The organism is Paraburkholderia dilworthii, assembly GCF_000472525.1.
GTDB classification, from domain to species: Bacteria; Pseudomonadota; Gammaproteobacteria; order Burkholderiales; family Burkholderiaceae; genus Paraburkholderia; species Paraburkholderia dilworthii.
The window spans coordinates 92,851-105,872 of the sequence record NZ_AWZT01000008.1; the positions used below are offsets into that span (position 1 = coordinate 92,851).

At 61.5% G+C, this 13,022-nt stretch carries 10 protein-coding genes, 1 tRNA gene and 1 pseudogene; 10 read left to right on the forward strand and 2 right to left on the reverse strand.

Annotated features, from left to right (window positions below; all coding sequences use genetic code 11):
* Positions 1-108: 108 nt before the first annotated feature.
* The gene (locus F759_RS0110045) at positions 109-1,020 is read right to left on the reverse strand and encodes a LysR family transcriptional regulator (protein WP_027799738.1); all 912 of its coding nucleotides are present in this window, start codon (positions 1,018-1,020) and stop codon (positions 109-111) included.
* A 184-nt stretch (positions 1,021-1,204) separates the two neighbouring features.
* On the opposite strand from F759_RS0110045, the gene speB reads away from it, so the two are divergent.
* Positions 1,205-2,194 (forward strand): agmatinase, encoded by a 990-nt coding sequence (gene speB / locus F759_RS0110050; protein WP_027799739.1) that lies wholly within the window; start codon positions 1,205-1,207, stop codon positions 2,192-2,194.
* A gap of 101 nt (positions 2,195-2,295) precedes the next feature.
* Here speB and cytX read toward each other — a convergent pair whose 3' ends face one another.
* Positions 2,296-3,612 carry a putative hydroxymethylpyrimidine transporter CytX gene (gene cytX / locus F759_RS0110055; protein WP_027799740.1) on the reverse strand — a complete coding sequence of 439 codons (1,317 nt, stop codon included), beginning with the start codon at positions 3,610-3,612 and terminating at the stop codon, positions 2,296-2,298.
* 310 nt (positions 3,613-3,922) lie between these two features.
* On the opposite strand from cytX, the gene F759_RS0110060 reads away from it, so the two are divergent.
* From F759_RS0110060 to minE, 9 genes and pseudogenes are all read left to right on the forward strand, one after another.
* Positions 3,923-5,236, forward strand: coding sequence for a replication-associated recombination protein A (locus F759_RS0110060; RefSeq protein WP_027799741.1), 1,314 nt, complete (start codon positions 3,923-3,925; stop codon positions 5,234-5,236).
* A gap of 61 nt (positions 5,237-5,297) precedes the next feature.
* The gene (gene serS / locus F759_RS0110065; protein WP_027799742.1) at positions 5,298-6,593 is read left to right on the forward strand and encodes a serine--tRNA ligase; all 1,296 of its coding nucleotides are present in this window, start codon (positions 5,298-5,300) and stop codon (positions 6,591-6,593) included.
* Positions 6,594-6,759: 166 nt separating this feature from the next.
* Positions 6,760-6,849 (forward strand) — tRNA-Ser (locus F759_RS0110070).
* A gap of 681 nt (positions 6,850-7,530) precedes the next feature.
* Positions 7,531-8,037, forward strand: a pseudogene (locus F759_RS44015) (tlde1 domain-containing protein).
* Positions 8,038-9,252: 1,215 nt separating this feature from the next.
* Positions 9,253-10,038 carry a type I methionyl aminopeptidase gene (map, locus tag F759_RS0110085; protein WP_027799745.1) on the forward strand — a complete coding sequence of 262 codons (786 nt, stop codon included), beginning with the start codon at positions 9,253-9,255 and terminating at the stop codon, positions 10,036-10,038.
* Positions 10,039-10,216: 178 nt separating this feature from the next.
* Positions 10,217-10,750 carry a GNAT family N-acetyltransferase gene (locus tag F759_RS0110090; RefSeq protein ID WP_027799746.1) on the forward strand — a complete coding sequence of 178 codons (534 nt, stop codon included), beginning with the start codon at positions 10,217-10,219 and terminating at the stop codon, positions 10,748-10,750.
* A 203-nt stretch (positions 10,751-10,953) separates the two neighbouring features.
* Positions 10,954-11,766: a septum site-determining protein MinC gene (gene minC, locus F759_RS0110095; protein WP_027799747.1), complete on the forward strand. Its 813-nt coding sequence runs from the start codon at positions 10,954-10,956 to the stop codon at positions 11,764-11,766.
* A 102-nt stretch (positions 11,767-11,868) separates the two neighbouring features.
* Positions 11,869-12,684, forward strand: coding sequence for a septum site-determining protein MinD (gene minD / locus F759_RS0110100; RefSeq protein WP_027799748.1), 816 nt, complete (start codon positions 11,869-11,871; stop codon positions 12,682-12,684).
* A 14-nt stretch (positions 12,685-12,698) separates the two neighbouring features.
* On the forward strand, positions 12,699-12,953 hold the full coding sequence (minE, locus tag F759_RS0110105) for a cell division topological specificity factor MinE (RefSeq protein WP_006048489.1): 255 nt from the start codon (positions 12,699-12,701) through the stop codon (positions 12,951-12,953).
* Positions 12,954-13,022: the final 69 nt, after the last annotated feature.

Genomic DNA, 13,022 nt, shown 5'->3' on the forward strand with positions numbered 1-13,022 from the left:
CGACAGAGGTGCCGTTAGCGCTGCCGACAGAGCCGCCGATAGCACCCGACAGCACCCGACAGCACCCGACAGCACCCGACAGCACCCGACAGACGACCGATAAGCACGCTACGCGTTCACTTCCAGCGCGTGCGCGGCCTTCATATCGTCGATGAACGCTTCCACGATATCCGTTCGATGTTGCCGTGTCCGCGTGACCATATGAAACGCGACGCGATAGCGCATCAGCGCGGGATTCAACGCCGAGAGCAGCCCTTGCTCGACGAACGGCGCCGCGAAGTGTCCCGGCAGATAGCCGAGGTGGTGCCCGGACAGCACGAGCATGGCGACCGCTTCCATGTTGTCGGCGACCGCGGTGACGTTGCGCGGGCTTGTCGAACTTTCGGCTTCAGGCAACGGGTAGCTGCGCCACGCCCATTCGTGCGCCGCGGCTTGCTCGGGCGACAGCTTACCGGCTGACGCAAACAGCGCATGCCCCTTCGCACAATACGCAAACTGATCCTCAGCGAACACTTCGGTGTATTCGAGCGACGGCACGCGATGCCAGAAATAGCCGATGCCGACCTGAATCCGGCCGTTGAGCAGCAGCTCTTCGAGCTCGCCGGGCGAGCGCACCAGAATCGAAAATCTCACCGACTGATCACGCGAACGAAATCGGCCGATCGCGTCGCTGATACGCGCGCTTGCCGATACCGGCGTGTGCCCGATCATCCCGATGTCGAGCGTGCCCACGAGCTTGCGGCCGACGTTGCGCGCCTGCATGCCGAAGCTGTCGACCGCATCGAGCAGCGCGCGAGCGGCATCGACGAACTGTTCGCCGCGCGCGCTCAGACGAAAGCCGCCGCGGCCGCGTTCGCATAGCCGATAACCGAGGCGCGTTTCGAGTGTGGCGAGTTGTGTGCTGATGGTCGACTGGCCCACGTTGAGCGTGACTTGCGCCGGCGAGACGCCGCCCGCGTCGACAATCGCGAGAAACACGCGGATGAGCCGCAGATCGAGGTCGGTGAGTTGGGAGAACATGCGTCAGAATACATCGCTGAGGATCGATGTAAAGGTTATTGCGCGGCTATTTTAAGTTGGCGATAAGTGCTCAAGAATGCGGATTCACCCGGCGTCCGGGCGTTCAGATTGCCTTTCGAACGTTCGTCTTCAGCCGGTTTGCAGATTCCCCATCCGCTGCGTTTTCTTTCATGGCCGAGCCACGATGAATACTTCCTCTTTCATTTCTCCCGAAGCCGGCGAACGGCCGCAGCCGCTGTCCGGCAATGCGATGCCGCGCTGCGGCGGCATTGCGACGATGATGCGGCTGCCGAACGTCGGCTCGGCCGACGGATTCGACGCGTGTTTCGTCGGCGTGCCGTTCGATCTCGGTACGTCCAACCGCACCGGCGCGCGCTTCGGGCCGCGCCAGATCCGCAGCGAATCGGTGCTGCTGCGCCCCTACAACATGGCGACGCGCGCGGCGCCCTTCGATTCCCTGCGAGTCGCGGATCTCGGCGATGTCGCGATCAATCCGTACAACCTGCACGATTCGATCGCGCGCATCGAAACCGCTTACGACGAAATACTCCAGCACGATTGCAAACCGGTCACGCTCGGCGGCGATCACACGATCGCGCTGCCGATTCTGCGCGCGATTCATCGCAAGCACGGCAAGGTCGGCCTGATCCACGTCGACGCGCACGCGGACGTCAACGACACGATGATGGGCGAGAAAATCGCGCACGGCACGCCGTTTCGTCGCGCGGTGGAAGAAGGGCTGCTCGATTGCGAGCGCGTCGTGCAAATCGGTTTGCGCGGCACCGGCTACGCGGCGGAAGATTTCGACTGGTGCCGCGACCAGGGCTTCGAAGTGGTGCAGGCCGAGGCCTGCTGGAACCAGTCGCTGACGCCGTTGATGGCGCGCGTGCGCGAGCGTATGGGCGATGGCCCGGTCTACATCACATTTGATATCGACGGTATCGACCCGGCGTTTGCGCCCGGCACCGGCACGCCGGAAATCGCCGGGCTGACTGTGCCGCAGGCGCTCGAGATCATTCGTGGCGCGCGCGGCTTGAACATCGTCGGCTGGGATCTGGTGGAGGTTGCGCCGCCGTACGATCCGTTCGGCACGACGGCGCTGCTTGCCGCGAATCTCGCGTTCGAGTTGTTGTGCGTGCTGCCGGGCGTCGAATATCGGATGGCTGCTCGCTGAGTTCTGTCGCCATGCCATCCGATGCGCCGTGCGACGCCGCGCATCGCAACGAAAAGGCCTGCAAATGCAGGCCTTTTCTTCACCACGGCGGATTTACAGGTTCACGCATAAGCGGTTTTACGCGTCGACACGAACGCCAGATAACACACCGCGCCGATCACGAGCGCAGGCAACGTTGCGCCGAGATTCGGCAGCCATTGGTTAATCGCCTGATAAGCGGCAATGCCGATCACCCACGCGATAAACGCGCTCAGGTGCCAGCCGCCCGAGAAGCCGTAGCGGCCGCGCACGTCGCCGAGCACGGCGGCTTCGATACGGCGCTTGCGCACGATGAAGTGATCGACCAGCACCACGCCGAAAAGCGGCGCGAACACGGAGCCGATCAACAGAAGGAAGTTCTGATACTTCGCCATCGGTATAAGCAACGCGATCAACGTGCACAGCGCGCCGAATGCGGCCGACAGCATCGGCACGCTGCCGCGCGCCCAGAACGTGCCGGTCGAAACCGCTGCCGAATGAATGTCGGCGAATGCGTTGTCCACTTCGTCGATCAGGACGAGCAGCAACGCGAGCCCGCCACCGGCTTGCGCGAGCGCGCTTGTCAGCAGCGCGTCGCCGCCGCCCGCGGCGAGCCCGTAGACCGCGCCCAACGCATAGAACCAGATGTTCGCAATGCCGTAGCCGAGCAGTGTGCCGCGAAACGTGTCGCCGGCGCGGCGGCCAAAGCGCGTGTAATCCGCGATCAACGGCAGCCAGGAAAGCGGCATTGCCACCACGAGGTCGATGGCGCCGCCGAACGGCATCTCGCCTGTGCCGGGGCGGCGCATCATCGCGCTAAGGTCGTGTTGCGCGAGCAGACTCCACGTGAGCCATGCCGCGCCCGCGAGCAGCAGCCAGATGCCCCATGTGCGCAGAAAGCGCCGCACGAACGAGAGCGGCCCGCTGATTGCGAGCAGCGTCGCCAGCAGGCCGAAGATGACGGTCCAGATCAGCGGCATCGAGAGGCCGAAGGCTTGCTTCGCGAGGGCGTCGGCGGAATCGCGCATCACGATCACTTCGAACGAACCCCAGCCGACCAGTTGCACGGCGTTCAGCACCGCGGGCACCGACGCGCCGCGCACGCCGAGCGTCGGACGCAGCGAGGACATCGCGGCGAGCCCGGTGTCCGTGCCGATCACGCCTGCCAGCGCCAGCAGAACCACGCCGATGACGCTGCCAATCACGATGGCCAGCAATGCATGCGGCAGCGAGAGCCCCGGCACCAGCAGCGCGCCGGCTTGCGCGACCAGCAGGCCGATGCCGAGCGAGAACCAGAGCGCGAAGGCGTCGCCGGTACGGAATGCGCGGCGCGCGTCGGGCACCGGTGTGAGCGGTGCGTAGGTGGAACCGGCGTCGCCGGCGAGTGGATCTTGTGCCATCGGGTGAGTGTCCGTAAGTCGTGTGTGTTGCTGTTACCGGCTGCTTGCGTTACTGCGGTTGTCGGTGCTCGTGCTGCTGCGTTATTGCTGCGCTATCGCGGCTTTGGTCCTCTTGTCGGCGAGATCGCGCCCCGTCCAAGATGCGCCGCGCTCGCTCATGCGCCGTCACTGTCATAATGCAGGACGTTGCCCGCGCCTTTCTCGTGCAGGCTTTGCGCTCGTCCGGCAGCACGCCGCCTTCAGGCCGATCTTCACACGGACCATCGCGCGGACCGCGTCCGGAAAAGCCGAGATTATCCCCAAAAACGCCATGTTCGAAGAACCCCGTGCCAATGTCCCGCTCGCCGAACGCCTGCGGCCCCGCAATATCGACGAAGTCATCGGCCAGAAGCACTTGCTCGGCCCGAACAAGCCGCTGCGGGTCGCGTTCGAATCCGGCGAAGCGCATTCGATGATCCTCTGGGGGCCGCCCGGCGTCGGCAAGACCACGCTCGCGCGGCTCATGGCCGACGCGTTTCACGCGGAGTTCATCGCGTTGTCGGCGGTCCTTTCGGGCGTGAAGGACATTCGCGAGGCGGTCGAGACCGCGCAGATTCATCGCGCGAACGGGCATCAGACGCTCGTATTCGTCGACGAGGTGCATCGCTTCAATAAAAGTCAGCAAGACGCGTTCTTGCCGCATGTGGAGTCGGGGCTCTTCGTGTTCATCGGCGCGACGACCGAGAATCCGTCGTTCGAGGTAAATAGCGCGTTGCTGTCGCGTGCGGCCGTGTACGTGCTCAAAAGTCTCACCGAGGAAGAGTTGGGCGAACTGCTCGAGCGCGCGCAACAGGAGCTCGGCGGCCTGACGTTTACCGACGAAGCCCGCGACGCGCTGATCGGTTCCGCCGACGGCGACGGCCGCAAGCTGCTGAACAACCTTGAAATCGTCGCGCGCGCGGCTTCACAGCAGAAGACCACGGAGATCGACGGTGCGTTGCTGGGCAGCGCGCTCGCCGAGAATCTGCGCCGCTTCGACAAGGGCGGCGACGCGTTCTATGACCAGATCAGCGCGCTGCATAAATCGGTGCGCGGCAGCAGTCCGGACGGCGCGCTCTACTGGTTCTGCCGCATGCTCGACGGCGGCGCGGACCCGCGCTATCTGGCGCGCCGCATCGTCCGGATGGCGTGGGAGGACATCGGTCTCGCCGATCCGCGTGCCGCACGCATTGCGCTCGACGCCGCCGAGACTTACGAGCGACTCGGCACGCCCGAGGGCGAGCTCGCGCTTGCGCAGGCGATCATCTATCTGGCGGTCGCGCCGAAGTCGAATGCCGGCTACAACGCGTATAACGAAGCGCGCCGCTTCGTGAGCAAGGACAAGTCGCGCGGCGTGCCGGTGCATCTGCGAAACGCGCCGACCAAGCTCATGAAGGAGCTCGGCTACGGCCACGAGTACCGCTACGCGCACGACGAACCGGATGCCTACGCAGCCGGCGAGACGTATCTGCCCGAGAACATGCGCGATCCGCATTGGTACACGCCGACGCCGCGCGGCCTCGAAGGCAAGATCGGCGACAAGATGGCGCGTCTTGCAGAGCTCGACGCGCAATGGCGCAGCGAGAACAAGCCGAAGAAGGGTTGAGGCCCGGCGGCGCCGGTGCGCTAAAATCCCATCTTCATACAACGAATACCTGCCCCATCCCATGCTCGACATCCAGTTGCTGCGCAAAGACCTCGAAGGCGTCGCGAAACGCCTCGCCGACCGCGGCTATACCCTCGACGTGGCGGCCTTCACCGCGCTCGAAGCGGAACGCCGCGACACCCAGACCCGTACCGAAGAAATGCAGGCTCGCCGCAACAGCCTGTCGAAGCAGATCGGCGCGATGAAAGGGCGGGGCGAGGACACGTCGGCCGTGATGGCGGAAGTTGGCGGCATCGGCGACGAGATGAAGGCGTCGGCGGCGAAGCTGGACGACATTCAGAAGCGTCTGTCGGATCTTCTGCTCGGCGTGCCGAATCTTCCGCATGAGAGCGTCCCCGCAGGACGCGACGAGGCGGACAACGTCGAGGTGCGCCGCTGGGGCACGCCGCGTCAGTTCGATTTCGAAGTGAAGGATCACGTGGATGTAGGCGCGCCGCTCGGGCTCGATTTCGAGACCGGCGCGAAGCTCTCGGGCGCACGCTTCACGATGCTGCGCGGGCAGATTGCGCGGCTGCATCGCGCGCTTGCGCAGTTCATGATCGACACGCATACGCAGCAGCATGGTTATACGGAGATTTACACGCCGTATATCGTGAATCCGGAGATTCTGTACGGCACCGGCCAATTGCCGAAGTTCGCGGACGATATGTTCCGCGTCGAGAAGGGCGGTGGCGAAAACACGGTCACGCAATATCTGATTTCCACGTCGGAAATTTCGCTGACGAACACAGTGCGCGACAGCATCATCGAAGCGAGTGCGTTGCCGATCAAGCTGACCGCGCATTCGCCGTGCTTCCGCTCGGAAGCGGGCTCATACGGGCGCGACACGCGCGGCATGATCCGTCAGCATCAGTTCGACAAGGTCGAGATGGTGCAGATCGTCGCACCGGAAACTTCGTATGACGCGTTGGAACAGATGGTCGGCCACGCCGAGGCGATTCTGCAAAAGCTCGAGTTGCCGTATCGCGTGATCACGCTGTGCACGGGCGACATGGGCTTCTCGGCGACAAAGACTTACGACCTCGAAGTGTGGTTGCCGGCGCAGAACACCTATCGCGAAATTTCGAGCTGTTCGAATACGGAGTCGTTCCAGGCTCGCCGGATGCAGGCGCGCTACCGGAATGCGCAAGGCAAGCCGGAACTCGTGCATACGCTGAACGGCTCGGGCCTTGCGGTGGGCCGTACGCTCGTGGCTGTGCTGGAGAACTTTCAGAACGCCGATGGTTCGGTGACGGTGCCGGCGGCCCTGCGGCCCTATATGGGCGGCGTCGAACGGCTGGAACTGCCGGCGGGCTGACTGGTTTGGGCTGATGCCACGGCGTGATCGGATTGCCAGGTCTCTTCGAAATTTTTCGACAAAGGGACTTGGAAATCCAAATCAGCTGTTCTATAATCTTTCTCTCTCAAGCAACGACCCGCTTGAATCTGACAAAACCGCCTCATTGCGGCAAGTCGGAAAACACGGAAAGGTGGCAGAGTGGTCGAATGCGCCGGACTCGAAATCCGGTGTACCTTTAGGGGTACCGTGAGTTCGAATCTCACCCTTTCCGCCAAAGCACATCTAAAAACCCGTAAGTCCAACGACTTACGGGTTTTTTCGTTTTTCGGCCCATCAAATAACCCATCATTGGGCAAAACAAGCGTGCCTTGTTGTGTCTTTTCGTTCCGCCCGCTACTACTGTACCGAGACGGTGGCGCGATACGTGCCAAATCGTCACCATCCTGGTGGGACCGATGGATACGCATTCGTTCAAAGAAATCAACCGACTATGGAGTCTCGTTGATCCGCTGACCGTCGAGCAGCCGGTAGCGTTAATCGCTGGCTTCCACCCGAACTCAATTGATGACACCTGACCGAGAATGCCCTTAGCGAGGTACGAGAGGTAATAGATCGCAATATGTAACTGCGCGCTGGCGATGACGGAATGATGTTGAAGCCGACCGTTGTGGTCGGCTTTTTTGTTAGCGGCAACACAGGATACTACGCGCCCCTGAATCTATGCACGTTGAATATTTTGTCGAAAAGCGGGCAGACGAAATACTTTAGTGCATCGAGCGATGGACATTTCTGTTTGCAAAATTGCTCGGGCTTTCGGACTTGTCCGATATTAACGTCCGACACCGCTGGTCATCCTGAAAAACGCAGTGGCGTATCTCAGAGCCGCCAACCGTACTGACCCAAACTGGCCCCACAGCGGGCTGGTTTACATGGCTTTTCGCCCCCGGAGTTCCGAATGGCGCAGGACATTTTTATCAAGATTAACGGCATTGTCGGCGAGTCTCAGGACGCTCAACACCTTAACGAAATTGATGTAATCGGCTGGCGCTGGAAAGTCTCACAGCAATCGACCATGCTCTCTGGTTCCGGCGGCGGCGCGGGCAAGGCTGAAAACGTTGGACCGCTTCCGAAAGGGACGTACTAACTTGTTGATCGCCAGTCTGGGGGCTACCTAGGCTTCCTGTACGATTGGTGGGATGCGCATGGGTACGGTTCAACCGACAGACGCACTTGGTTCATGCTTTGGAATCCAGCATCGGGCGATACGACCAACATCAATAAGATCAAGCGCGGTAATTTCAGGTTGCACCCCAAAGGCCCAATGGGATTGAGTCACGGCTGCATTACGGTCGTGGCCCCTTCCCAGTTCCACCGTCTTCAAAAGTATATCCGGTCGCGGGGACAGTCCTTGCCAGTGCCAGGCACAACATTGAGAGCCTATGGAACTGTCGAGGTAAAGTGAAAATGTCATTTGTGAAAGGGTTGCTGCGATATATTGCTTGGGTCATGGCGTCAGCTATCGGAGGATGGCAGCTAACGTATGTCATTGCGGTGCTGCCGTTGAATATGCCGATTCTCGTGGAGACATTTATTCGGTTCTGCCTATCCGTCACCGGGGCCGAATATCAAGGAAACCCTGAAGATATGGCAACACTTGCCTTGCTCTTCTATTGGACTATAGCTACGCTATTCGTCGGCGCGATGCTCTTTCTCTGTTATGTCACGGTACGACACTATCGAGCCGGAAAAGTACCTGGACAGTAAAGAGCGTGTATCTCAAGCCCTCCCGGAAGGACACCACTGCGCGGCCTTTCTCGTCAAGCATAGGGCCGCCGCGAGGAAATAGCGCGGGCGACTGCTGACGCGTGGCCGCGCGCAACTCTTATGCTACCGGGCAGACTGGCTTGCCCACGCCTTCGTAAGCGGTCGCCGTTGTTCCAGTAAGTCGGTGCGGTGATAAGCCGCTTCAACCCTGTTCGACACAGTATGCGAGAGTGCACGCTCGGCAAGGTCGCGCGCGTAGCCATTTTGGCTGGCCCAATCCCGAAAACGGGCTTCTAATTCTAAAGCCATGCGCGGTTGACACGCGCCCTGGCGTATCGCTTTTGGCATTCACGCGACGTAGAAATGACGTGAGCACCGTGTCACTGAGGACCTTCCCGCGCGGCGACGGAAAGACGAGCGTCTCGTGTAGCTTCTGTTCCTTTAGCGTCCTGACGAGTTGTAGCGCTGGTATCGGCAGCGCCAAGCCGTGCGTTTCCTGCGCTTGTATCCGTGCAGCGGGAATGGTCCAGGTGCCTGCTTCGAGGTCGAATTCATCCCATACCGCGCCACGCACTTCGCCGCTACACTCCGCAGTCAATATCAGGAGCAGATCTTGCGCTGCCTTCTCGAAAGTCAGTGTCGCAGCGGCGACGCTGGCGGATTCCTGTTCGCGGCCCTTCGGGGCCTGTTTTCGTTTCTGCGTGGCAAGTTCCCTGTCGTTCCGACGTTAAACGCGACATCCAGCATTCGTAAGCGATGCTAAGTTATTGCTGCGCGCCCGGAATAACCGCGCCCCACGGCTGACTCGCAAACCGCCATCCCCGCTTTACCCGGACCCCCGCCGATCCTCTGTACAATTGGCCGTTCCGTTCGATTGAACATCGATCTACCTTCGAACCCATCGACCGAATTCATGGCCATTACCTACAAGACTCCCGACGACATCGCCAAGCTGCGTATTTCAGGCCGCCTCGCGGCCGACGTGCTGGCCATGATCGGCGAGCACGTGAAGGCCGGTGTCTCCACCGACGAGCTGGACGCACTGTGCAACGACTACATCGTCAACACACAAAAGTCGATTCCGGCCAACGTCGGCTATCTGGGTTTTCCGAAGACGGTATGCACCTCGGTCAACCAGGTGGTGTGCCACGGCATCCCGAACCGCAGCGAAGTCCTCAAAGACGGCGACATCATCAACATCGACGTGGCGATCATTAAAGACGGCTACTTCGGCGACACGAGCCGCATGTATTGCGTCGGCCAGCCGAGCACGGTGGCGCGCCAGCTGATCGATACAACGTATGAAGCAATGCTCTCCGGCATTCGCGAAGTCAAACCGGGCGCCACGCTTGGCGATATCGGCCATGCGATTCAGAAGGTAGCGCAGCGCGACGGCTTCTCGATCGTGCGCGACTATTGCGGTCACGGCATCGGCAAGGTGTATCACGAAGACCCGCAGGTTCTGCATTACGGCCAGCCGGGGCAGGGCGTGCGTCTGAAGCCCGGCATGGTCTTCACCATCGAGCCGATGATCAACGCGGGCCGCGCCGGCACGACAGTCCTGCGCGACGGCTGGACGGTGGTCACGAAAGACCGCTCCCTATCGGCGCAGTGGGAACACATGATCGCCGTCACCGACGACGGCTACGAACTCCTTACGCCCTGGCCGGACGGCACCGGCAGCTACGCAGCACCGTGAGGTGGGCGGGCTTCGCATAACGTCGACGCGCCCCGTGCCGGGCGCGAAATGCTCCGGTTTCCATGCGCGCTTTGCGTGAACCGGCTCACGCGATAAGATCGCCCGGCAAAGAATGATTTGACTCGCGCGCCGGTTCGGTTAAAGCTACGCCTTAAGGTTTCAAGGGGTTTTCGTCTGCATGAGTCCGTCACTGACCGTTCGCCGTATCGCCGCTGATCAGGGCGCCGTTTTTCGCGAACTCCGTACCGCGTCGTTGCGCGAGGCGCCTTATGCGTTCGGCGCAACGCTAGAAGACGCATTGTCCGCGGATGCCGCCAGTTTTGACGCCGTCGCCGCGGAGCACGCCGTTTCTCTGAGCATCAGCACTTTCATCCTTTATACCGAGGGTCATCCGGCCGGACTGGTCGAGGCGCATTTCGAAGAAGCCCCGGAGCGCCGCGCGTTCGTGTGCGAATTGTGGGTGGCGCCTGCGGTGCGGCATCTGCGCGGCGGGGAATTGCTGGTCGATACGGCCAGCGGTTGGCTGGCCAACGAGGGTGCCACGGAAATCTACGCGTGGGTCGCCGACTCGAATCGCAACGCAATGCGCTTTTACGAAGCGCTTGGTTTCGGCCCGACCGGCGAACATCGGCGCGTCGCGCGTGCGCCCGAGCAGGTCGAAAGCCTGCTGGTTCGCCACGTGCCGTCCACGTCGCCCGCACTTGATCAGTGATCTATCGAGCGGCGCAACAGTCTGCCGCCCGTTTCGCATTCCCCATCCGCATCTCAACAGCTTCCCGCCTCGCTCGTTCATGCGCGGCGCGGCCCGATCGTTTGTGCGCTGCAGCGTGTGGATATCAGCGGCTCGTCATCGGGCAAAAAATCTCGCCGCGCGCGCGGACGCCTGTAAAATACGCAAAATTTTTGCCCAACGTTATGTCGCCCAAGAAATCGCCCTTTTTCGAACTCCGCAGCGGTTCCGTCGACACGCTCCTGTTTGTGGTCAAGACAACCGACCTCGATGCCATGCGCGCCGAGCTGACCCGGCGCTTCGAGGCGACCCCCGAATTTTTCGCTAACGACGTCGTCGCGATCGACGTGCGCCGGCTCGCTGGCAACGAACGCGTGCCGCTCGCCGAGATCGCGCAGTTGCTCGAGAGCGTGCGCATGCGTCCGCTAGGCGTCGTCGCCGATGCGCAGCAGTCGTGGGCCGCGGAGTCGGCGTTGCCGCTTCTCGAAGCGCGCGACCGTCGCGGCGCGTCGGCGAAATCGGCTGACGAAGATGCCGCGAATGCGCCGGTAGCGCAAACCGCCGAAGCCGCAAACTCCGGCGCAAACACAGCGACGGGCAATCCCGCTGCCGTATCGGCGGAGCCTGCGCTTGCTGCCGAACCGGTGCGCCTCGCCACCTCTTCGCAAACGATGGTGGTCGAAAAGCCGCTGCGCTCGGGCCAGCGCATCTACGCAAAGGGCGATCTTGTCGTGCTCGGGCTCGTGAGCTACGGCGCGGAGGTCATCGCGGAAGGCAATATCCATATTTATGCGCCGTTGCGCGGCCGGGCGCTGGCCGGCGTGCAAGGCAATCACGACGCGCGCATTTTCTGCACATGTCTCGAACCGGAACTGATCTCGATCGCAGGCATCTATCGGACGACCGAGAACCCGCTGCCTGCCGACGTCTCAGGCAAGCCGGTGCAGATCTGGCTCGAAGACGAAAAATTGATGATCGAACCGTTGCGGCTCACATAAGCGCTGTGAAACCCGCTGTGCCGAACCTTTGCGGCACGCGGCGTTTCAGGCGAAATATGGCCGCACATAATTGACGAATTTGACGAACACAAGGTAAGGGTAATGGCAAAAATCATTGTGGTGACATCGGGAAAGGGTGGCGTGGGCAAGACGACCACGAGCGCGAGTTTTGCATCGGCCCTCGCATTGCGCGGCAGCAAGACCGCCGTGATCGACTTCGACGTCGGCCTGCGCAACCTCGATCTCATCATGGGCTGCGAGCGCCGCGTGGTGTACGACCTGATCAACGTGATCCAGGGCGAAGCGAATCTGAACCAGGCGCTGATCAAGGACAAGAAGTGCGAGAACCTGTTCATCCTGCCGGCCTCGCAGACGCGTGACAAAGACGCGCTCACTATGGAAGGCGTCGAAAAGGTCATCAACGATCTGATCGCGATGGACTTCGAATATATCGTGTGCGACTCGCCGGCGGGCATCGAATCGGGCGCGCTGCTCGCCATGCACTTCGCGGACGAAGCGTTGATCGTGACGAACCCGGAAGTGTCGTCGGTGCGCGACTCGGACCGCATTCTCGGCATTCTGTCGTCGAAGACCAAGCGCGCTATCGAAAGTAAAGAGCCGATCAAGGAACACCTGCTGATCACGCGCTACAACCCGAAGCGCGTGAGCGAAGGCGAGATGCTGTCGCTAACCGACATCCAAGAGATTTTGCGCATCGACCTGATCGGCGTGATTCCGGAATCGGAAGCGGTGCTGCACGCGTCCAACCAGGGTCTGCCGGCCGTGCATCTGGACGGCACCGATGTGGCCGAAGCCTATAAAGACGTCGTATCGCGTTTTCTCGGCGAGCAGAAATCGCTTCGCTTTACCGATTACCAGAAGCCCGGGCTGCTGCAGCGCCTCTTCGGCACCAAGTAAGGGGAGCGCACGTTATGTCGATTCTTTCGTTTTTGCTGGGCGAGAAGAAGAAATCCGCGTCGGTAGCGAAGGAACGCCTGCAGTTGATCATCGCGCACGAGCGCGCCGGCGGTCATGCTCCCGCCGATTATCTGCCTGCGTTGCAACGCGAACTGGTGGCCGTGATTTCGAAATATGTGCGGATCTCGGATGACGATATCCGCGTGAGTCTCGAGCGTCAGGACGACCTCGAAGTGCTCGAGGTCAAGATCGAGATTCCGCAGACCTGACGAATCCGCGGCTGTTGCCGGCGCGGTGCATGTCGATGCGCGCGCCGCGAGCGAACATCAGGTGAGCGG

Excerpts from the sequence above, each read along its gene's own strand:
- F759_RS0110045 (WP_027799738.1), bottom strand. The coding sequence starts at position 1,020 with ATGTTCTCCCAACTCACCGACCTCGATCTGCGGCTCATCCGCGTGTTT.
- speB (WP_027799739.1), top strand. The coding sequence starts at position 1,205 with ATGAATACTTCCTCTTTCATTTCTCCCGAAGCCGGCGAACGGCCGCAG.
- cytX (WP_027799740.1), bottom strand. The coding sequence starts at position 3,612 with ATGGCACAAGATCCACTCGCCGGCGACGCCGGTTCCACCTACGCACCG.
- F759_RS0110060 (WP_027799741.1), top strand. The coding sequence starts at position 3,923 with ATGTTCGAAGAACCCCGTGCCAATGTCCCGCTCGCCGAACGCCTGCGG.
- serS (WP_027799742.1), top strand. The coding sequence starts at position 5,298 with ATGCTCGACATCCAGTTGCTGCGCAAAGACCTCGAAGGCGTCGCGAAA.
- map (WP_027799745.1), top strand. The coding sequence starts at position 9,253 with ATGGCCATTACCTACAAGACTCCCGACGACATCGCCAAGCTGCGTATT.
- F759_RS0110090 (WP_027799746.1), top strand. The coding sequence starts at position 10,217 with ATGAGTCCGTCACTGACCGTTCGCCGTATCGCCGCTGATCAGGGCGCC.
- minC (WP_027799747.1), top strand. The coding sequence starts at position 10,954 with ATGTCGCCCAAGAAATCGCCCTTTTTCGAACTCCGCAGCGGTTCCGTC.
- minD (WP_027799748.1), top strand. The coding sequence starts at position 11,869 with ATGGCAAAAATCATTGTGGTGACATCGGGAAAGGGTGGCGTGGGCAAG.
- minE (WP_006048489.1), top strand. The coding sequence starts at position 12,699 with ATGTCGATTCTTTCGTTTTTGCTGGGCGAGAAGAAGAAATCCGCGTCG.